The sequence below is a fragment of the Mycobacterium sp. E1747 genome (genome assembly GCF_001667775.1).
Taxonomy (GTDB): Bacteria; Actinomycetota; Actinomycetes; order Mycobacteriales; family Mycobacteriaceae; genus Mycobacterium.
Map to the genome: position 1 here is coordinate 48100 of NZ_LZJI01000186.1, position 20317 is coordinate 68416.

Genomic DNA, 20317 nt, shown 5'->3' on the forward strand with positions numbered 1-20317 from the left:
CAATACCGTTGCCCGACATCGGGTTCGACGGATCCGGCGCCGCGGGGGACGCTTGAAACCGTCCGGAAATTCTGGTATCACCAGATGTACATCGACAGATACAGGTCATCTCTTCGTAAGCGCGAGGTGGATGTGGTGTTGATAGGTGATACCAGCGTGGTCGAGCCGGGATGCCCGGCGCTGAGTGAGGCGGCGGCGATCGTGGAGGCCGAATGGATACGCCTGCGGCGACCGAGCGAGCCGGCCCGACACCCCACCAGCGAATTGCCCTCGGCGCGGCGGTGTCCCCGCCGCACGGGCACCATCGTGTTCACCGAGGCGGCGGGCACCACGGCCTCGACGCGCCCGCTCGGACGCCGAACTCGCTGGCCGGTCTCCGTGGTGTGGGCGCGGGAGCGTTCCCCTCCGCGGCAGGCGTGATGCCAAGCCGCTGAACCCTTTTCAGATACCCGAAGGGAGGTTGAACAAGCGAGATGGCGGTCGTGCCGTCCACGAATATTGCGACGCACCGTTAGCGCGACGCACATCCGCGCGTGCACCGCCACTTGTCGTGGCCGTCTACGTGGACCGCACGAACATCAACCGCTCGCGGGGCGGGCCCCATGCCTCACCGTGGGGCCCGCCCCCACAGCCTGCCGCTTCAATGAACGAATTCCGCGGCCCGGTGCCCGATCATCACGATGGTGGCGTGCGGCCCGCGGCTGGTGACGGCCGGCAGGATCGAGCCGTCAATCACCCACAGGTTGTCGATGCCGTGCACCCGGCAGCGCGGGTCGACGACGGCCCGCGGGTCGGTGTCGGGACCCATCGGCGCCGTCCCACACAGGTGTTGGGACGTGGACCACACCGGCGCGCCGACTTCCGTTGCCCCGCCGATGAGTTCGCGGGCCATTTCGGTCCCCGCGCGTAGCGCCGCGACGTCGTCTGGTTCGCTGTCGTAACGATGCTCGATGTGGGGCGCCACGTCGGGATCCGCCGAGACCAGTGCGATGCGCCCGCGCGCCCGCGGCTGCATCAGCGCCACGCCGATGTGCGGCCAGTCGGCGTGCCCGGCGGTGCCATCGCCGGTCATCGCGACGAATCCGCCCGTGTAGGGCCTGATCTCGAGGTCGTCGGCGGTGCTGAGGACGACCTCGAGCACCGGCCGGCCGGGGGCCACCGCCCAGTCGGTGGGCAGCACCCATTCGGGGTGATCGCTGAAGGACGTCCCCACCGGCAGCGGGGCCACCACGGGCACGTCGACGGCCCGCAGCCCTTCTTCCGCCCCGATGCCGGAGAGCATGAGTAGCTGCGCCGTCTGGATGGCGCCGGCGCACAGGACGATCCGATCGGCGGTGAGGGTCACGTCGCCGTGCGGGCCGATCGCGTCGACGCCGACCGCCGCCGTCCGGGCGAATCGCAGACGCAGCGCGCGCGTCCGCGCGTGCAGCGTCAGGTTCGGCCGGCCCAGGGCCGGCAGCAAAAAGCCGGCGCCGGCTCCGGTGCGCACCCCGTCGACGATGTTGAGCGGAACCGCACCCATTCCCGAAACCGGTTCGCGCCCAACGTCGTTGAGATCATCGATCCAGGAGAACCCGGCACGCCGCGCGGCGGTGATGAAGCGCTCGGTGGTTCCGGTCATTTCGTGAGTGCGGCGCACCCGGATGGGGCCGCTGTCGCCGTGGGCGGGGCCGCGGAAGTCCAGGTCGGTCTCGATGGCGCGGAAGCTGCCCAGGACGTCGGACCAGGCCCAGCCCGGCAGCGCCAGGCGATCGAAGTCGCGGGGCAGGCCGCGGCAGAAATAGCCGCCGTTGATCGCGCCCGAACCGCCGACCGTGGCCCCGCGCACGATCGGGTGCCGGCGCATGGGCCGATCGGTGAGGCTGGTCTGATAGCGCCGGACCAGTGGACTGCCGGCCCCGATGGGCAGTTGCAACCCATTGGCGGCCTGTGCGAGCAATCCGGGTTCATCGAGGGCCGGCCCCGCCTCCAGCACGGTCACGGTGCAGCCGGGATCGGCGGAAAGGCGTTCGGCGACAACCGATCCAGCACTGCCGGCGCCGACGATCAGCACGTCGCTGTGCGGGGCGGCTGTGATCAAGGTGGCGGCTAGCTCCGAATCTGCGGTTTCAGCGCCCGCAGGTTGCGCTCCCGCAGCACACCCCACCACAGTCCGAGCCCGTATGCCAGGTCGTCGACACGCTTGAGCAACAGGTAGGTCAGCAGGCCGATCGGTTCGGCGTCGTCGCCGACGGCGTCCCGGCGGTGCAGCCAGTCCACCACGCCATCCATGACGGCGGCGACCAGCACGACATGTCTGAAATGCCGCGACAGCGTGGCGGCCAGCAACGCCAGCGGCCAATAGTGCCGGCACAGGGCCGATGCCAGCTGCAGCGCCGCCGACCACAGGCCGCGGCCCGCGATCAGCACCACGTCGGTGACCGACGTCTCGGCGCCCCGCATGGCCCTGGCGATCCGGCGACCGGTCAGCACGGCGATGACGACGGATGCCAGCTGGGACAGGCTGGTCCCGAAGGCCATCAGGATCCAGGTCATCAACGCCCAGCCGGAGATCACGACCGGAGCCGTCTTGTCCGGATGGCGGACGGAGAGCGGGGCCGCCGAACCGCCGTAGAACGCCTTGCGTGCGAGCCAATCCCGCAGTTGCGTGCGGTGGTCGTGGGCGACCAGCGCGATCGGCTCGTAACGCAGCCGCGCGCCCGCTTCGATGAGCCGCCAGCACAGGTCGACATCCTCGCCCGATTGCAGCGTCTCGTCGAACCCGCCGACACCGCGCAGGGCCGCGCAGCGACAGATGATGGCCGCGCTGGGTACGTAGGACACCGTGCTGTGGGGCAGCACCGGCGCTTCGCGCTCACCGAGGTCGAGCGATGAATGCACCGCCTCGTACCGGGCCACCACGTTTTCGCTGTGCGACAAACCGACGATGCGCGGCGCGGCCAGGGCGACGGTGGGGTCGCAGAAATGCCCGAGCAGCGCCTCCAACCACCCGCGCCGGGGCGCGACGTCGGAATCCAGGAAAGCGACGTAGTCGGTGGTGCAGGCGGCCAGGCCGGTGTTGCGGGCGGCGGCCGGCCCCTTGCTGCGTGAGTGCCGCAACACCTCGACGTCGCAGTGCGCGCCCACGAGGTCGGCCGGCTCGATCGGCGGGAAGGACCCGTCGTCCACCACGATGACCCGCAGGCCGCGCAGCGAGCTGACCAGGCGGCGCACGCCGGAAAGGTTGTCCCGCACCGGTATTACCACCGTCACGTCGTGGTGAGAGGGACCGCCCGCGGGCCGCGGATGCGCCACCGTGGCGTCCAGCAGGGTGCGGGCCAGCTGCGCGCTGACGTCGTCGCGCACCTTCAGCCGGCCGTCGCAGAGCATGTCCTGGGCGGCCGGCGCCAGCTTCAGCAGCCGCGTCGGCGAACCACCGAGCAGCGCCGAACCGTCGCCCAGCACCCGGACGCGGCGATCGACCTGGACGGCGAAGCCGTCGGGCAGCCGGGGTTGGCTCATGTCAGCATTCCGTCGCGCCCGGGCGACCAGCGGGCCACTCGACCGACACAGCCGTCCACCATCTCGTCGAGGATGCGCTCGCCCTCGGCGGCGGTCGCGGTGGTCGGGTCCCCCAGCACGCCGACGGGGCTGACCGCGGCGACTCCGCCGCGGCGCATCGACGGCAGCAATTCGGTCAGCGGCGCCCGGTTGCCGGCCAGCCACCGGTCGGTCCGCACGTCGCCGGGCGAGATGTGCAGCACCAGCGAGGTTTCGGTGTGGCCGGCGTGGGCATCGCCGCCGCCGGCCAGACACGGACACCAGCCGGCGTCGCGGCCCTCGGCACGCAGCCGGGTCACGGCGGCGGTCAGCGCGGCGGTGTTGCCGCCGTGACCGTTGACGAAGACCAGGCGCCGGGCCCAGCCCGCGGCCGACCGGCCGTACTCAACCAGCAGCGTGGTCAGGGCTTCGGTGCCGATGGAGATGGTTCCGGCGAAGCTCTGGTGCTCTCCGCTGGCGCCGTAGGCGACGGCCGGCGCCACCCACCAGTCGCCCTGCAGATCCCCCCGGACGCCGCGGGCGACCGCGGTGGCGATGCGGGTGTCGGTGTCCAACGGCAGGTGCGGACCGTGCTGTTCGGTGGAGCCGAGCGGGATCAATATCGACGGCGACGTGCCCGATAGCTGGCCTGATGTAGCCACCGCTAATTCGCCGAGTACGGGCACTCGGTGATGGTAGGACGAATTCACCTGGCGTGCACCAATTGTTGTCTGGTGAAAACTATTTTTTTCTGGCCGGTTCATCGCGCGTTCGAAATTTGTGCTCGTTCGTCACGGGCACCACGCTTGTACCACCGTTCGCGGGTCGTCGAGCATTCCGCATAAATCTGCCCCGGATATCGGTAATTAGTGCTCAGGCGTTCCCGGTGGGCGGCACACCGAGCGCCCGGGTGAAGCCGGGCGGCACCAGGATGTCTTCCGGGCCGAGGTCCCCGACGCCGCCGCGGCCCAGCCCCATCAGCGCCGAGTCGATGCCGCCGCGCAGGATGTCGAGGACGTTCTCGACGCCGGCCTGGCCGGCGGCCGCGAGGCCCCACAGGTAGGCTCGGCCGATCATCACTGCGCGCGCGCCCAGCGCCACGGCCTTGATGACGTCGCTTCCGCGGCGGACGCCACCGTCGAGCAGCACCTCCACCTGATCGCCGACCGCGGCGGCCACCGCGGGCAGAGCCCGGATCGACGCCGGCGTGCCGTCGAGGTTGTTGCCGCCGTGGTTCGACACCGAGATCGCCGAAACCCCCGCGTCCACAGCCCTTTTCGCATCGTCGACGCGCATCACGCCCTTGAGCATGAACGGCCCGCCCCACAGTTCGCGTAGCCAGGCGATGTCTTCCCACGTCGGGGGTGGCGTGCCCATCCACTCCCCGTAGGCCGCGAAGAACGGCGGGCCAGGCTCCCCGCGGCGTCCCTGGTTGGGCACCCGCAGCTCGGGCGGGCGCATGGTCTTCGCCCACTGCAGGAACCACCGCGGCTTCGTGATGACTTCCGGGCTCATCTTGACGATGGTCTTCAAGTCCATCTTCTCCGGAATCGAGGGGCTGCCCCAATCACGGCCGTGCGAGAAGCTCCAGTCGGTGGTGACGATCAGGCCGACCGCCCCCGCCGCCCGCGCGCGTTCCACCCGCGCGGCGATCGCGTCGCGGTCGCCCAGCCAGTACAACTGGAAGAACAGCTTGGGGTTCGCCGCGATCACCTCTTCGATCGGCTTGCTGGCGAACGAGGACAGCCCCATGGCCGTGCCGCGGGCGGCGGCGGCCCGCGCCACGGCCACCTCACCATCGGGATGCACCGCTTGCACGCCGGTCGGCGAAATCAGCACCGGCATCGAAATATCTTGGCCCATAACGGTGGTCGACAGGTCGCGTTTTTCCTGCACGCCGATGACGTGCGGTGCGAACCCGAGTTCACCGAAAGCCGCCACATTGTCGGCGACGGTGATTCCCTTTTCGCTTGCCGAAATCAGGGACGAATAGGCCGATTTCGGCAGTCTCCGCTTGGCCCGTTGCTGCGCAATGGCGACGGTTTCAAACCATTTCGCGGCCATGATTACACCGGGCTTTCGTTGCACAATCGTGCAGGCGGACGCGACAGCGTCAGCAGTACTGGCCCGCCGGACTTGCGGGAGTGGTCGGCGCGGGGCCGCGGCGTCTCCCGCCGCTGGGCCAGCGCCGCCGCGCTGTGGCCCTGCACGCATTCGGGGTCCGGCCCGTCCATCGGCAGGCCGGTGAAGAACTTGGCAGCCATGCAGCCGCCCCGGCAGGCGTCGTAGTGCCCGCAGCTGCCGCAGGCGCCGGCGGACTGCGGCTCGCGCAGCTCGCGGAACAGCGGGGCATTCTTCCAGACGTTGTCGAACCCGTTGTCGGTCAACACGTTTCCAGCCAGGAAGCGGTCGTGGATGGCGAACGGGCAAGCGTACACGTCCCCCACCGGATCGATCAGACACACCACGCGTCCGGCGCCGCACATGTTCAGGCCCGCGAGCGCCCCGGAGGAGCCCAGCGGCGCCAAGTGGAAAAAGGAGTCGCCGGTGAGCACCCGCTCGCCCTTGGCCACCAGCCACTCGTACAGCTGGACCTGCTGCGCGGCGGTGGGGTGCAGATCCTCCCAGACGTCCGCGCCGCGCCCCGACGGCCGCAGCCGGGTGATCCGCAGGGTGGCACCGTAACGACTTGCGAGCGCGGCGAATTCGTCGAGCTGGTCGACGTTGTGGCGGGTCACCACGACGGAGATCTTCGCGTCTTTGAAACCGGCGGCGGCCAGGTTCTCCAGCGCGCGCACCGCCATGGCAAAGGATCCCGGACCGCGGACCGCGTCGTTGACCTCCGCGGTGGCGCCGTCGAGCGAGATTTGGACGTCGACGTAGTCGCTGGCGGCCAGCCGGGCGGCGACCTCTTCGGTGATGCGGACGCCGTTGGTGGAGAACTTCACCCCGACGTGGTGCGCGGTGGCGTAATCGACCAGCTCCCAGAAGTCCGGCCGGACGGTGGGCTCCCCGCCGCCGATGTTGACGTAGAACACCTGCATGCGTTCCAGCTCATCGATGATGTCCATGCACTGACGGGTGGAGAGCTCTCGCGGATCGCGCTTACCCGAGGACGAAAGACAGTGCACGCACGCCAGGTTGCACGCATACGTCAGCTCCCACGTCAGGCAGATGGGCGCGTCCAGGCCGCTCTCGAACTGCTCGATGAGCCGCGGCACAGTGGCTGTCATTGGGCCTCCTGGGGTACCAACATCTTCGAATCGGCCAACACGCCCAGCGCGTGCAGATAGGGCGCCTCCCCCGCGTCGTCCACGCCCGCCGCGCGGCAGGCGGAATGAACGTCGGCATGGTCGGCCAGCGACCGCACCACCGTGAGGATGGTGCGGTTCTTCAGGAAGGACAGCTTGCGGGTGCCGAAGTGGTAGAGCAACGCCCCGAAGGGTTCGGGTCGAACCGCCACCTGCGGGTGCAACCGCCAGCCGCGGTCGGGGTCGAACACGGGGGTCAGTAGACCCCGCACATGCCGTCGATGGACACCTCTTCGACCAGGGTCTCGGTGACGAGCTGGGTCTCGGTCTCGGTTTCGTGGTCCACGGGCCATTGCCTTTCGTCGGTTCTTGACAACGATGGGGATCAAGTCACAAGCTTCGTCAGAATATGGCATCGAGTGCCGAAATGGAAGGGCGGGTCTCATGGTGCCGCAGCCGCGGGTGGGCCGTCGCCGCTCGACAACGCCGCACGACATCACCGACGCCGCCATCGAACTGTTCAGCGCCCGTGGGTTCGCCGACGTCAGCGTCGATGACGTCGCCCGGGCCGCCGGCATCTCCCGGCGAACGCTGTTCCGCTACTACGCCTCCAAGAACGCCATCCCGTGGGGTGACTTCGACACCCACCTCGCGCGCCTGCGCGAGCTGCTCGACAGCGTCGGTCCGCGCGTGCCGCTGGGTCAGGCGCTGCGCGATGCGCTATTGGCGTTCAACACCTTTGACGAGTCGGAGACGGCGCGACATCGCCAGCGCATGCGGGTGATCCTGCAGACCGCCGAGCTGCAGGCCTACTCGATGACGATGTACGCGGGCTGGCGCGAGGTGATCGCCGGATTCGTGGCCCGCCGGTCGGACCTCAAGACGACGGACCTGCTGCCCCAGACCGCCGCGTGGACGATGCTCGGGGTGGCGCTGGCCGCCTACGAGCACTGGCTCGGCGACGAGTCCGTTCCGCTGCCGACCGCACTGGGCAACGCGTTCGATGTCGTCGGCGCCGGGCTGGACGGGCTGGATCGGTGACCGCCGACCACCTGCTGCACACGCTGCGCGCGCAGGGCCGGTTCTGCGCGCGCTCCGGGTCCCCGATGTATGGCGAGCTTTTCGAGCTGGTGGCCCTCGACGTCGAGTCCGGGGGCGTCTTCGCAACGATCCTGTCCGGGCACGAGGAGGACCCGGCGCCCCTCGCGGTGCCGCTGCGTCTGCTCGGCGGGTTACACCGATTGGTGCTCGACGGCCGGGCACCGGGACTGCGGCGGTGGTATCCCAGCACCGGGGGCAGCTGGGAGGCCGGCGCGGCGTGGCCGGAAATCGAGGGCGTCGCGGCCGAGCACGCCGAGGCGTTGCGCGCCGCCCTGCGCCAACCGCCGCAGACCAACGAGGTCGGCCGGTCGGCCGCGCTGATCGGTGGCTTGCTGCGCGCCAATCATCAATTGGGTTTGCCGATAAGGCTTTTCGAGATCGGCTCCAGCGCGGGGCTGAATCTGCGCGCCGACCATTACCGTTACCGGTTCGCCGACGGCCAGTGGGGCCCGGCCGACTCGCCGGTGACCATCGAGGACGCGTGGCGCGGCGCGCAGCCGCCCGACGGCGGGGTGCGGATCGTCGAACGGCACGGGTTCGACATCGCACCCATCGACGTCACCGCGCCCGATGGGGAACTCACCGTGTTGAGCTACGTCTGGCCCGACCAGACCGCCCGGCTCGAGCGGCTGCGCGGCGCCGTCGAGGTCGCCCACCGGGTGCCGGCGCGGCTGCAGCGCCGATCGGCGGCCGAAGCGGTCGCCGGGCTGACGCTGGCCGCGGACGCGCTGACGGTGCTGTGGCATTCGATTACGTGGCAGTACCTGACCCACGAGGAGCGGGATACGGTACGCGCCAGGGTCCGCGCTTTGGGCGAGCACGCCGACGAACGGTCGCCGCTCGTCCACCTCACGCTGGAGCCGGCGCGCGACGCGCCCGACGCGCCGATCAGGTTCCTGGTGCGGATGCGGCGCTGGCCGGGCGGGGAACTGGAAATTCTCGGCGAATGCCATCCGCACGGCCCGCCGGTGCACTGGCGCTAGGGCTCAGCCAAGCACCTCCGAGATGGGCGCGCCCGCGGCGATCTTCGCGCGCACCTTCATGACCCGGCCGGGCATCCCGCCGCCGACCACGCCCACGAGCACCCCGTCGCGCTCGTAGTAGGCCAGGAACTTGCGGCCGTCGTCCTCGACGAGGTGAACGGTGTCGGTGGCTTCGGGTTCGCCGAGGCACTGGATCTTGACGTCGTACTGGTCGCTCCAAAAGTAGGGGACGACGACGGCCGACGACGACACGTCCTTTCCCAGCATCGCGGGAACCACGACGCGGGTCTGGTCGGCGACGTTGCTCCAATGTTCTACGCGCGCTTGGTGTCCCGTGGCGTCGCGCCAGGAGGCGACGTCGCCGAGCGCCCACACGTTGGGCGCGCTGGTCCGACCCGCCTCGTCGCAGAGCACGCCGTTGTCGACCGCGACGCCGCTGCCCTCGAGCCAACCGGTCGCGGGGTGCGACCCGATGCCGATGACCACCAAGTCGGTCGCCAGCTCGGTGCCGTCCGTCAGCACGACGGTGTCCACCCGTTCGTCGCCGCGCACCTCGGCCACCCCGACGCCGAGGCGGACGTCGACCCCCTCCTCGCGGTGCAGGCGCGCGACCAGCTCGCCGATCCGCTCGCCGAGCACCGTCGCCAACGGCGTCGGCTGCGGCTCGACCAGCACGACGTCCACGCCGAGGCTGCGCAGGCTCGCCGCCACCTCGCAGCCGATGAAACCGGCGCCGATGACGACGGCGTGCCGCGCGGCGGATGCGCGCTCACGCAGCGCCATGCTCTCGTCGAACGTGCGCAGGACCCGGATGCCCTCGAGGTCCGGCAGCGTCGGGATGCGCCGCGGCACCAGCCCGGTCGCGATGACGAGTTCGTCGTAGCCGATCACCGACCCGTCGGCCAGCGTCACCGTCTGCGCCGCGGTATCCAGGGCGGTGGCCGCCGCGCCCAGCCGCAGGGTGATGTCGTTCTCGTCGTACCACTCGCGGGGTTTGAGGGCGACGTCGTCGACCTCCTTGCGCAGCACCTCTTTCGACAGCGGCGGGCGATCGTAGGGCACGTGCACCTCGTCGCTGACGATCGTGACGCGGCCGGTGTACTCCGCTCGGCGAAGTTGTTCGGCGGTCCGGGCGGCGGCCAGACCGCCACCTACGATAACTATTCCTTTGCTAGCGGTCACGTGGAGTTCATACCACGGTCGCCGATCAGTACTTCAATGCGCCCTTGTCGACGGGGACCTGCGTGCCCGTCACCGTGGCCGACCCGTCACCGGCTAGCCACGCCACGACGTCGGCCACCTCGTCGGGCGCCATGAAGGCGTTGGGCTGCAAGGGCATCGGGGGAAAGCTGTGCACGAAGCTGGGATGCCGGGCAAATATCTCCATCATGGCCTCCGGCTCGATCATCGGGGTATCGACGGAGTACGGATGGATGGAGTTGACCCGGATGTTGTATTCGCCGAGCTCGATGGCCAGCGTGTTGGTCAGCGCGGTGAGCCCGTGCTTGCTGGCCGAGTAATGGCCGTTGCCCGGAGTCGCTTTCAGCCCCGCCGACGAGCTGACCACGATGATCGAGCCCCCGTTGCCGGCCTCGATCATCGCGGGCACGGTGGCCCGCAGCGTGCGCCACGTGCCGGTCAGGTTGACCCCGATCACCGTGTCCCATTGCTCGTCGGTGAGTTCCCAGAGCCGGCCCCAGCTCAACACCCCGGCATTGGCCACCACGACGTCGAGCCGGCCGAATTGCTCGATGCCGTCGTCCACCAGCTGGCGCAGCGCGGCGTCGTCGCGGATGTCGGCCTCGCGGGCCAAGACCTTGCGGCCCTCGGCCTCCACCAGCCGGACGGTCTCGCTGAGGTCCGCCGGCGTGGCCGGCGTGTATGTCACGCTCTCCGACGCCGGCGCACAGATGTCGAGCGCGATGATGTCGGCGCCTTCCCGGGCGAGCCGCACCGCGTGCGAGCGGCCCTGGGCGCGGGCGGCGCCGGTGATGAATGCCACCCGGCCTTGCAGTGAGTCAGCCACGGGCCAAGGCTAGCAGCGAAACTGAAACCTGTTCTAACTCGTCCGCCGGTCAGATTTCGGCGATGATCTGGGCCCGCCGGCTGTTGTATTCCTGGTCGGTCAGCGCGCCGCTGGCGCGCAGCGTCTCGAGTTCCTGGAGCCGCTGAGCGATCGACGGTTGCGGGGGCGTCGGCACCGGTGCCGGCCCGCCGGCGGTCGCCGGCTGGGGCTGGGCGGCCGGCGCCTGTTGTTCGGCCGCCCGGCGCACGACCGCCTGGACCTGTTGGCGCAGGGCCGGGTTCGACCGGATGTCGACCATCCGGTCGAGCGGAACGTTGTTGGCCTTGAGGATCTGCAGGATCTCCATCAGCGGGCCGGCCTGGCCGCTGAGGTCGTAGGTCCTGTTGTCTTCGGCCACGGTGAACTGCGCGGGAACCAGGCCGTTGACCAAAGCGCTTCGCTCCCAGTCGATCCGGTACTCGTTGGTGGTGGGGTTGACCAGCACCACCAGCTTGCGGGCGGACAGGTTGCCGAGCCGGGTCACGCTGGCGATCACCCGGTCTTCGCTGTCGAACGGCAGAAAGCCGGGCCCGGCGATGTGCAGGTGCACCTTCACCACCTGCTGGTTGTTGATCCAGGTGCCCGTCTCAGTGACCCCGGTGATCTGGGCCAGCGCCAGCACGCCGCTCTGCTCGAGCTGCGCGTTCATCGCCGACGACTTCGCGCCGTAGTTGGCCAGCGCGAGCGCGACCAGCACGTCCGCCACGGTGATGAGCAGACCGATGTAGAACATCCACTGCAGCACGCCGCCGAGTCCCATGATGAAGTAGACGACCAGGAAGATCGGCCCGACCAGGCCGCCGCACAGCAAAACCACCAACTGTGCCTTGAGATAGCGCGCCAACACGAGTTTCTCCTTACCCTTGCTGGGGATTTTCGTGCCAGGTTAGCTTCCGCGGTGTCGCCACGCGCGCCATACGCGCAAACCCGACGGGCGTCAGTCGATCTTGGGTATGACCGTAGGCGCCGGGCGCTCCGAAGACCCCGCGGTCGGCGCCGCGGTGGGCGAATGGGCCGACACCATCTTCACCGGCGTGCCGGTCGACACCGGCATGGCCGGGGCCGCCGCGGCCTGCGGCGTCTCCACCTGCGCCGGCGTGGTCGCGAGGGGGTTCATCGGTGTCGGTGCCGTCGGAGCGGGCTGTGTGGCGGCGGCCGGGGTGTAGGCGGGCGTCACCATCCGCACCGGCGTCGCCGATGTGGCCGGGGCCGCCGCCGCCGGTCCCGCGGTGGCCGCGGCCGCCGCCTGGCCGGCCTGCGCCTGCGCGCCCGCGAGCGCCGAAGCGGGCGCGATCGCCGAAGCCACGGGCGCCGCGGGCATGCCCGGCGCCGACCCACTCGCGGCCGCCACCGCAGGCAGCTGCGCCGCCATCGACGCGGGAGCCGCCGCGCTCTGCAGCGGCGAGGTGTTGGCCGCCTCGGCGGCCAGATACTGCGCCGCGCCGCCGTTCATCAGCTGTACGAACTGTTGGTGGAACGCCGCCGCTTGCGCGCTGAGCGCCTGGTACACCTGGGAGTGCGCGCCGAACAGGGTGGCGATGCTGGCCGACACCTCGTCGGCACCCGGGGCCAGCACGTTCGACGTTGGACCCAGCGCCATCGAGTTGGCCGACGTGATCGTCCAGCCGATCCTGGCGAGGTCCGACGCGGCTGCGGCGACGTACTCAGGCGTCGTGAATACGAAGGACATCTAACCTCCCGGCCATCTTCCCCCGACTCCTTTATCACGGAATGGTAGCGGAGCCGCCCGCGGCGGGCCCGGTAAAACGCATAAAGCCCGGGCTGCCGCAGCGGCAACCCGGGCTCTATGGCGAACTGGACCTACTTGATGATCTTGACGACCCGGCCGGCGCCCACGGTGCGGCCGCCCTCGCGGATCGCGAACCGCAGACCCTCGTCCATGGCGACGGGCTGGATCAGCTTGACCGAGATGTTGGTGTTGTCACCGGGCATCACCATCTCGGTGCCCTCCGGCAGCGTCACCACACCGGTCACGTCGGTGGTGCGGAAGTAGAACTGCGGACGGTAGTTGTTGAAGAACGGCGTGTGCCGGCCACCCTCGTCCTTGGACAGGATGTAGACCTGGCCCTCGAACTCGGTGTGCGGCGTGGTGGTGCCGGGCTTCGTGACGACCTGACCGCGCTCGACGTCCTCGCGCTTGATACCGCGGAGGAGCAGACCGACGTTGTCGCCGGCCTGGCCCTGGTCCAGCAGCTTGCGGAACATCTCCACACCGGTGACCGTGGTCTTGGTGCTGGCGGGGCGGATGCCGACGATCTCGACTTCCTCGTTCACGTTGATCACGCCGCGCTCGACACGACCGGTGACCACCGTGCCACGACCGGTGATCGTGAAGACGTCTTCCACCGGCATCAGGAACGGCTTGTCGGTCTCGCGGACCGGGTCCGGGATGGACTCGTCGACGGCCTCCATCAGCTGCTCGACGGACTCGACCCACTTGGCGTCACCCTCGAGCGCCTTGAGCGCCGAGACCCGCACGACGGGGGCGTCCTCGTCGAACTCCTGGGCGGCCAGCAGCTCGCGGACCTCCATCTCGACCAGCTCGAGGAGCTCCTCGTCGTCGACCATGTCCGCCTTGTTCAGCGCAACCAGGATGTAGGGCACGCCGACCTGGCGCGCCAACAACACGTGCTCGCGGGTCTGCGGCATCGGGCCATCGGTGGCGGCGACAACCAAGATCGCACCGTCCATCTGGGCGGCGCCGGTGATCATGTTCTTGATGTAGTCGGCGTGACCCGGGGCGTCGACGTGCGCGTAGTGGCGCTTGTCGGTCTGGTACTCCACGTGGGAGATGTTGATGGTGATACCGCGCTGACGCTCCTCGGGCGCGTTGTCGATCTGGTCGAACGCACGGGACTCGTTCAGGTCCGGGTACTTGTCGTGCAGAACCTTGGTGATAGCCGCGGTCAGCGTCGTCTTGCCGTGGTCAACGTGACCGATGGTCCCAATGTTGACGTGCGGCTTCGTCCGCTCGAACTTCGCCTTCGCCACTTCGTTGTCCTCCTGGACTTGTTGGTGCTCGTTAAAGCAGTGTTGGTGTTTTCAGTTGTGCCGCGCACAGGGCGATCCAGTGACCCGGCAAGGTTACTCCGAGGGCTTTTCTACTGACCCGTCGCCTTCGCGATGATCTCCTTCGACACGTTGGCCGGCACTTCGGCGTACGAGTCGAACACCATGGAGTAGTTCGCCCGGCCTTGGGTCTTGGACCTCAGGTCGCCGACGTAGCCGAACATCTCCGACAGCGGCACGTGCGCCCTGACGACGCGTGCACCGCTCCGCTCCTCCATGGCCTGGATCTGGCCACGGCGGGAGTTCAGGTCGCCGATCACATCACCCATGTAGTCCTCGGGCGTGGTGACCTCGACGGCCATGATCGGTTCCAGGATCACCGGTTGTGCTTGCTGCGCAGCCTTTTTCAGGACCTGCGAACCGGCGATCTTGAACGCCATCTCGGACGAGTCGACCTCGTGGAAGGCGCCGTCGAGCAGGGTGACCTTGAGGTTCACCAGCGGGTAGCCGGCCAGCACACCGTATTGCATGGCGTCCTGAGCCCCGGCGTCCACCGAAGGGATGTACTCGCGGGGGATGCGGCCACCGGTGACCTTGTTCTCGAACTCGTAGGTCGCACCGTCCTCGCCGGTGAACGGCTCGAGGTTGATGATCACCTTCGCGAACTGGCCCGAACCGCCGGTCTGCTTCTTGTGGGTGAACTCGACGTTGTTCGCGGCGCGCTTGATGGTCTCCTTGTAGGCTACCTGCGGCTTACCGACGTTCGCCTCGACCTTGAACTCGCGGCGCATGCGGTCCACCAGGATGTCCAGGTGCAGCTCGCCCATCCCGCCGATGACGGTCTGGCCGGTCTCCTGGTCCAGGTGCACCTTGAACGTCGGGTCTTCCTCGGCGAGCTTCTGGATCGACAGCGACAGCTTCTCCTGGTCGCTCTTCGTCTTGGGCTCGATGGCCACCTCGATGACCGGGTCGGGGAAGGTCATCGACTCCAGCACGACCTGCTCATTCGGGTCGCTCAGGGTGTCGCCGGTGGTGGTGTCCTTCAGGCCGATCACCGCGTAGATGTGACCCGCCGACGCGGTCTCCACCGGGTTCTCCTTGTTGGAGTGCATCTGGAACAGCTTGCCCAGCCGCTCCTTCTTGCCCTTCGTGGAGTTGATCACCTGGCTGCCGGAGTCGACCTTGCCCGAGTACACCCGGACGTAGGTCAGCTTGCCGAAGAACGGGTGCGTCGCGACCTTGAACGCCAGCGCGGAGAACGGCTCGTCGGTCGACGGCTTGCGGATGACCTCGACATCCTCCTTGCCCGGCGCGTGGCCGACGGCCGGCGGCACGTCCAGCGGCGACGGCAGGTAGTCGATGACCGCGTCCAGCATGGGCTGCACGCCCTTGTTCTTGAACGCGCTGCCGCACAGCACCGGGTAGGCCTCCGAGCTGATGGTCAGCTTGCGGATCGCGCCCTTGATCTCCTCGACGGTGAGTTCCTCGCCGCCCAGGTACTTCTCCAGCAGCGCCTCGTCGGTCTCGGCGACGGCCTCGAGCAGCTTGGTGCGGTACTCGTCGGCCTTCTCTTGCAAGTCGGCCGGGATGTCGACGACGTCGTACTTCTCGCCGAGCTTGGCCTCGGCGCTCCACACCTTGGCCTTCATCTCGACCAGGTCGACGACGCCCTCGAAGTCACCTTCGGAGCCGACGGGCAGCTGGATCGGGATGACGTTGGCGCCCAGGCGCTCCTCCATCGTGCGCACGGAGAAGTAGAAGTCGGCGCCGATCTTGTCCATCTTGTTGACGAAGCAAATCCGCGGAACGTCGTACTTGTCGGCCTGCCGCCACACCTGCTCGGATTGCGGCTCGACACCCTCCTTGCCGTCGAACACGGCGACGGCACCGTCGAGCACGCGCAGGCTGCGCTCCACCTCGACGGTGAAATCAACGTGACCAGGCGTGTCGATGATGTTGATCTGGTTGTCGTTCCAGAAGCAGGTGGTGGCCGCGGAGGTGATGGTGATGCCCCGCTCCTGCTCCTGCTCCATCCAGTCCATGGTGGCGGCGCCGTCGTGCACCTCACCGATCTTGTAGCTGATACCGGTGTAGTAGAGGATGCGCTCGGTCGTCGTCGTCTTGCCGGCGTCGATGTGCGCCATGATGCCGATGTTGCGGACCTTGGTCAGGTCGGTCAGCACGTCCTTCTGTGCCACAGAAGTCTTCCCACTCTTTCGATTGCTTGGTTCGCTGTCTTGTTTGCGCCGGCCCCGTCGCCGGCTAGATCACCAGCGATAGTGCGCGAAGGCGCGGTTTGCCTCGGCCATCTTGTGGGTGTCCTCGCGTCGCTTGACGGCGGCACCCAGGCCGTTGCTGGCATCCAGGATCTCGTTCGCCAGCCGCTCGACCATGGTCTTCTCGCGACGCTGCTTGGAGAAGCTGACCAGCCAGCGCAAGGCCAGCGTCACCGAGCGGTCCGGTCGCACCTCGACCGGGACCTGATACGTCGCACCACCCACGCGGCGGCTGCGCACCTCGAGGGAGGGCTTGACGTTGTCCATGGCGCGCTTGAGAGTGATCACCGGGTCGGTGCCGGTCTTCTCACGAGCTTGTTCGAGCGCACCATAAACAATGCGTTCGGCCAGCGATTTCTTCCCGTCCAGCAGGACTTTGTTGACGAGCTGCGTGACGAGCTGCGAACCGTAGACCGGATCGTTGACCAGCGGACGCTTGGGCGCGGGCCCCTTGCGCGGCATTAGCTCTTCTCCTTCTTGGCGCCGTAACGGCTGCGGGCCTGCTTGCGGTTCTTGACGCCCTGGGTGTCGAGCGAACCGCGGATGATCTTGTAGCGCACGCCGGGCAGGTCCTTGACTCGGCCACCACGGACCAGCACCATCGAGTGCTCCTGCAGGTTGTGGCCCTCGCCCGGGATGTAGGCGGTGACCTCGACCTGGCTCGTCAGCTTCACGCGCGCGACCTTCCGAAGCGCCGAGTTCGGCTTCTTCGGGGTGGTGGTGTACACGCGAGTGCATACGCCACGGCGCTGCGGGCTGCCCTTCAGGGCCGCGGTCTTGACCTTGGCGATCTTGTCGCGGCGACCCTTGCGGACCAGCTGCTGAATGGTTGGCATCTAGGAGGCTTTCTGTGTTCGTGTTGGGCGTCTGTCGGCGGTTCTCAAGTCTTCGTACTGCAGTTATGTCCGGTCGCGCTACCCCGCGGCCGGGTGTGTCGCACGCGCTGCGCACCGGAGAAGGATCCGATGCAGCGTGGACATGCGAATTTGCCCGGCATCCACTTCCTTACGGTTAGGCGCCGTAAGCCGCCAGGCACGAGCCTCCACAATACCCGCCGCTGGTCTCGCAGGTCAAAGCGCGGGCCCAGCGGCGATCGCGAGCGCGGTGCAACCGGCGAAGCGGGCCGCCGCCGTCAACCCCAGCGGCGATCGCGAGCGCGGTGCAACCGGGCGAAGCGGGTCGCCGCCATCAACCCCAGCCCTTGGCACCGTCGTGAGTGACGCGCCGCTCCATACCGGCCGCCAGTCGCAGCACCATATCGGAGAACAACGCGTCGGTGTCGATGTCGTCCATGACACCGGTCATTTCCAGCAGCACGAAGCCGTGCATCGCGGACCAGAACTCCAGCGCCGCGTAGAAGGCCTCCTCGCCGTCGAGGCCGTAGGACGACAGCACGGCGATCACCGGGGCGGCCGCGGCGCTGGTCGCGGCCGTGTATTCGGGGTCGTCGCCGCCCAACGGCATCCGGGTGAAGGCCGAGTAGCGACCGGGGTGGTGATGGGCATAGCTGCGGTAGGCGCCGGCCATGACCAGCACCGCGTCATCGCGGGCGCGGCCCTCGCCGACCCTGTTGAGCATCGTGATGATGTCGTCGATCACGCGGATCCGCACCGCGCGGCGCAGGTCCTCCAGGCTGTCCACGTGGTTGTACAGCGACGGCCCCTTGGTGCCCAGCTGCGTCGCCAGCGCGTTGATGGTCAGCGCGTCCCAGCCTTCCCGGTCCAGGAAGGTCAGCGCGCCGTCGATGATGCCCTCGCGGCTCAGCTTGGCCGGCCGAGAGCCGGTCCTACCCGCACGCGGGCGCCCGGCCGCCGTCGGCGTTTCGGGCTGAGCTGCCATGGCGGGCCCTTCGCTCGGGATCTGCGGAATGTTTAACTAATGACTCTAGTTGACGCCCGTTGCGAAACTATTTCCGCCATGGCCGGATGGACGTAATCTCAGTCCAGCTGATCACCCGTCACCAAGGGGGCCCGCAGTGCACTGGACATCCGTTGCCGGGTCGCTGGCTACCTGTGTCATCGCCGTCGCCGCAACCCCCGCCCCCGCCGCGCACGCCAAGAACGGTGATACCCATGTCACCGGGCAGGGCATCGAGCAGACGCTGGACTGCAACGACGCCACGTTGTTCGTCAACGGCTCGTTCAACAACGTCACGGCGCTGGGCAACTGCTACGCGGTGACGGTGATGGGCTCGTCCAACACCGTCGTCGCCGATTCGGTCTCGCACGACATCACCGTCTATGGCTACAACCAGACGGTTTTCTTCCACAACGGCGCGCCGGTCCTCTGGGACCGCGGCCGCGAACTGGGCATGACCAACCGGCTCCAGCAGGTGCCCGGCTAGGTCCGACACCACATCACCGTCCAACCGAGGGGAATCGAGGAACATTGTCCGCCCGCATCTTTGACCGCCCCTGGGGGCTGATTGCGCTCACCGTCGCCGCGACCGTCGCGGCCTTATTGCTGGCCGGTTGCAGTTCGACGGCCAACCCACCCGCGGGGTCGGGCACGACGACCAAGAGCAGCTCCACGACGACGACGACAAGCGCCGGGGCGGCCACCACGACACAGTCGGGCGGAGCCAGCACCACCGCGTCAGTCGAGATCGGCAACACGCTCACCTACGGGTCGATGGGCACCACCGCGACGCTTGACTGCGCCGCCGGTAAGTCGCTCAACGTGGGCGGTTCGAACAACACCCTCACCATCACCGGCTCGTGCGCCACGGTGACGGTCGGCGGGGCGAAAAACAAGATCACCTTGGACAAGGTCGACACCCGAATCAGCGTGATCGGCTTCGACAACACCATCACCTACAAGGACGGCGAGCCCAAGGTCGACAACCTCGGTTCGGGCAACACGATCTCCAAGGGCGGCTGACCTGGTAGCGCCCTCGCCGGCACCGTCTTTCGTCGGCCAGCCTTACTTCCGCGACACGTAAACCACGGCGACGACGCCCCCCGAGTGGAGTCGCCATGGTTTATGTCTCGTGCGATCCCGGACGCCCCCGGGCAGCGCCGTTGCACCACAACCGTTTTCACGCCGGGTGCAGTGCGCCCACGCGCCTCACGCGTGCCGCTACGCCAACCTGATGCCGCCGACGGGATGCGGGCATATGATGATGGCGGCAGAACGGAATCCACCCATGTTCACCAGTACCAGCAATCGCGCCGGCGCACTGGTCGCGTCCTTGGTGGTACTGATCGGCGTGGCGCTGCTCCCCCACGGCGCCGCGGCGGCCGACCCCAACCCCGACGACCAGTTCGTGGCGCTGCTCGACCAGAAGGGCATCCCCGCCCTCGAGAACGTGCCCAGCCTCATCGCCACAGCCCATCGAGTCTGTCGCCAGCTCGACGGTGGAATGCCGGTGGACGGCGTGGTGGACGACATGAGGGAACGGGCGTTCAAAGCCAACTCGCCCGGCGGCCAATACCCGGCCGACCGTGTCGCGCGCACCATTGCGCGCTTCATCTCCGCCGCGGTCGAGGCCTACTGCCCGAACGATCAGCCCAAGATCGCTTCGCTCCAGGGCGTGGCGAATCGCCTGCCCGGCTCGAGCGAGCCGTCGCGGCGGGTCACCGCGGTGCACATGATCGGCGGGGCGGCGCAGGCACCGACGAGCGGCGCCTGCCCGGCGGGCTGCGTCGCGTTGCCCTTGGGGGAAACGGCGCAGCCGGAGCCACCGCAACTGCCGCCCCCACCGCCGCCCACCGCCCAGAACTTGACGCCGCCCCGGCCGGTCGTGACGCCGTCTCCGCAGCAACGACCGCCGCCGCCGCCGCAGCAATGCCTGCGGTCGGACCGACTCTCGGCGCTGCATCAATGGGGGACAACGGAATCCGAGGCGATCGACTTCGAATTCGCCAGCATCTCGCGCGTCGCGGCCGAGGCGAACGAGGGGGCGGGGCGGTTCGCCGCGGGCGCGGGCCGGCACGGCGCTCCCGCGAGTTAGCCGACGCCTTACGGTGCGAGCCGCACCCTGCCGGGCGGCCCGGGCGGCGGCTCCGGATCAACGCCGCCGACGCCGCAGCAGGAGCCACTGCGGGGCGGGGCCGGAACAGGGGCCACCCGCCGCCCCCGACCCGGGCGGCC

General features: G+C 68.6%; 21 protein-coding genes and 2 pseudogenes. 7 read left to right on the plus strand and 16 right to left on the minus strand.

Annotated elements, in window-relative coordinates; all coding sequences use genetic code 11:
- Nucleotides 1-135 precede the first annotated feature (135 nt).
- Complete coding sequence (locus A5695_RS18485) at nucleotides 136-420, plus strand: hypothetical protein (RefSeq protein WP_156749726.1); 285 nt, start codon at nucleotides 136-138, stop codon at nucleotides 418-420.
- A gap of 220 nt (nucleotides 421-640) precedes the next feature.
- Here A5695_RS18485 and mftG read toward each other — a convergent pair whose 3' ends face one another.
- From mftG to mftA, 7 genes are all read right to left on the minus strand, one after another.
- Nucleotides 641-2080, minus strand: coding sequence for a mycofactocin system GMC family oxidoreductase MftG (gene mftG / locus A5695_RS18490; protein ID WP_156749727.1), 1440 nt, complete (start codon nucleotides 2078-2080; stop codon nucleotides 641-643).
- 8 nt (nucleotides 2081-2088) lie between these two features.
- On the minus strand, nucleotides 2089-3501 hold the full coding sequence (gene mftF / locus A5695_RS18495; protein ID WP_068085225.1) for a mycofactocin biosynthesis glycosyltransferase MftF: 1413 nt from the start codon (nucleotides 3499-3501) through the stop codon (nucleotides 2089-2091).
- Entirely contained in the window at nucleotides 3498-4229 is a 732-nt protein-coding gene (mftE, locus tag A5695_RS18500) for a mycofactocin biosynthesis peptidyl-dipeptidase MftE (RefSeq protein WP_068085228.1), read from the minus strand. The genes mftF and mftE overlap by 4 nt, the downstream gene beginning before the upstream one ends.
- A 163-nt stretch (nucleotides 4230-4392) precedes the next feature.
- A complete protein-coding gene (gene mftD / locus A5695_RS18505) occupies nucleotides 4393-5583 on the minus strand; it encodes a pre-mycofactocin synthase MftD (RefSeq protein WP_068085231.1) in 1191 nt (396 codons plus the stop codon).
- A gap of 2 nt (nucleotides 5584-5585) precedes the next feature.
- Nucleotides 5586-6752 (minus strand): mycofactocin radical SAM maturase, encoded by a 1167-nt coding sequence (gene mftC / locus A5695_RS18510; RefSeq protein ID WP_068085233.1) that lies wholly within the window; start codon nucleotides 6750-6752, stop codon nucleotides 5586-5588.
- A complete protein-coding gene (mftB, locus tag A5695_RS18515; protein ID WP_231974894.1) occupies nucleotides 6749-7021 on the minus strand; it encodes a mycofactocin biosynthesis chaperone MftB in 273 nt (90 codons plus the stop codon). The genes mftC and mftB overlap by 4 nt, the downstream gene beginning before the upstream one ends.
- 5 nt (nucleotides 7022-7026) lie before the next feature.
- Nucleotides 7027-7116: a mycofactocin precursor MftA gene (mftA, locus tag A5695_RS18520; RefSeq protein WP_046186817.1), complete on the minus strand. Its 90-nt coding sequence runs from the start codon at nucleotides 7114-7116 to the stop codon at nucleotides 7027-7029.
- Between the two features lie 98 nt (nucleotides 7117-7214).
- On the opposite strand from mftA, the gene mftR reads away from it, so the two are divergent.
- Together mftR and A5695_RS18530 are read left to right on the plus strand one after the other, a co-directional pair.
- The gene (gene mftR / locus A5695_RS18525; protein WP_156749728.1) at nucleotides 7215-7811 is read left to right on the plus strand and encodes a mycofactocin system transcriptional regulator; all 597 of its coding nucleotides are present in this window, start codon (nucleotides 7215-7217) and stop codon (nucleotides 7809-7811) included.
- The gene (locus A5695_RS18530; RefSeq protein ID WP_068085239.1) at nucleotides 7808-8854 is read left to right on the plus strand and encodes a DUF2332 domain-containing protein; all 1047 of its coding nucleotides are present in this window, start codon (nucleotides 7808-7810) and stop codon (nucleotides 8852-8854) included. The genes mftR and A5695_RS18530 overlap by 4 nt, the downstream gene beginning before the upstream one ends.
- A 3-nt stretch (nucleotides 8855-8857) precedes the next feature.
- On the opposite strand, the gene A5695_RS18535 is transcribed toward A5695_RS18530, so the two are convergent.
- The 9 genes from A5695_RS18535 to A5695_RS18575 all read right to left on the minus strand — a co-directional run bounded on the left by A5695_RS18535 (nucleotide 8858) and on the right by A5695_RS18575 (nucleotide 18064).
- A complete protein-coding gene (locus A5695_RS18535) occupies nucleotides 8858-10036 on the minus strand; it encodes an NAD(P)/FAD-dependent oxidoreductase (protein WP_068085244.1) in 1179 nt (392 codons plus the stop codon).
- Nucleotides 10037-10061: 25 nt separating this feature from the next.
- Nucleotides 10062-10880 (minus strand): mycofactocin-coupled SDR family oxidoreductase, encoded by an 819-nt coding sequence (locus A5695_RS18540; RefSeq protein ID WP_082946165.1) that lies wholly within the window; start codon nucleotides 10878-10880, stop codon nucleotides 10062-10064.
- Nucleotides 10881-10929: 49 nt separating this feature from the next.
- Complete coding sequence (locus A5695_RS18545) at nucleotides 10930-11766, minus strand: SHOCT domain-containing protein (RefSeq protein WP_068085247.1); 837 nt, start codon at nucleotides 11764-11766, stop codon at nucleotides 10930-10932.
- A 90-nt stretch (nucleotides 11767-11856) separates the two neighbouring features.
- On the minus strand, nucleotides 11857-12609 hold the full coding sequence (locus tag A5695_RS27770) for a PE family protein (RefSeq protein WP_082946166.1): 753 nt from the start codon (nucleotides 12607-12609) through the stop codon (nucleotides 11857-11859).
- Between the two features lie 131 nt (nucleotides 12610-12740).
- A complete protein-coding gene (gene tuf, locus A5695_RS18555) occupies nucleotides 12741-13931 on the minus strand; it encodes an elongation factor Tu (protein WP_007167815.1) in 1191 nt (396 codons plus the stop codon).
- Between the two features lie 110 nt (nucleotides 13932-14041).
- Complete coding sequence (gene fusA / locus A5695_RS18560) at nucleotides 14042-16147, minus strand: elongation factor G (protein WP_082946167.1); 2106 nt, start codon at nucleotides 16145-16147, stop codon at nucleotides 14042-14044.
- A 69-nt stretch (nucleotides 16148-16216) separates the two neighbouring features.
- A complete protein-coding gene (gene rpsG / locus A5695_RS18565; protein WP_066999224.1) occupies nucleotides 16217-16687 on the minus strand; it encodes a 30S ribosomal protein S7 in 471 nt (156 codons plus the stop codon).
- A complete protein-coding gene (gene rpsL, locus A5695_RS18570) occupies nucleotides 16687-17061 on the minus strand; it encodes a 30S ribosomal protein S12 (RefSeq protein WP_007167812.1) in 375 nt (124 codons plus the stop codon). Before rpsL ends, rpsG begins: the two co-directional genes overlap by 1 nt.
- A 352-nt stretch (nucleotides 17062-17413) precedes the next feature.
- Nucleotides 17414-18064: a TetR/AcrR family transcriptional regulator gene (locus A5695_RS18575; RefSeq protein WP_068085250.1), complete on the minus strand. Its 651-nt coding sequence runs from the start codon at nucleotides 18062-18064 to the stop codon at nucleotides 17414-17416.
- A 136-nt stretch (nucleotides 18065-18200) separates the two neighbouring features.
- Here A5695_RS18575 and A5695_RS18580 point away from each other — a divergent pair, with 136 nt between their 5' ends.
- The 4 genes and pseudogenes from A5695_RS18580 to A5695_RS29780 all read left to right on the plus strand — a co-directional run.
- On the plus strand, nucleotides 18201-18569 hold the full coding sequence (locus A5695_RS18580; protein ID WP_068085253.1) for a DUF3060 domain-containing protein: 369 nt from the start codon (nucleotides 18201-18203) through the stop codon (nucleotides 18567-18569).
- Nucleotides 18570-18646: 77 nt separating this feature from the next.
- Nucleotides 18647-19105, plus strand: coding sequence for a DUF3060 domain-containing protein (locus A5695_RS18585; RefSeq protein WP_156749732.1), 459 nt, complete (start codon nucleotides 18647-18649; stop codon nucleotides 19103-19105).
- Between the two features lie 265 nt (nucleotides 19106-19370).
- Nucleotides 19371-19667 (plus strand): annotated as a pseudogene (locus A5695_RS29775) (DUF732 domain-containing protein); the annotation flags it as partial.
- Nucleotides 19668-20003: 336 nt separating this feature from the next.
- A pseudogene (locus A5695_RS29780) lies at nucleotides 20004-20177 on the plus strand (enoyl-CoA hydratase); the annotation flags it as partial.
- Nucleotides 20178-20317: the final 140 nt, after the last annotated feature.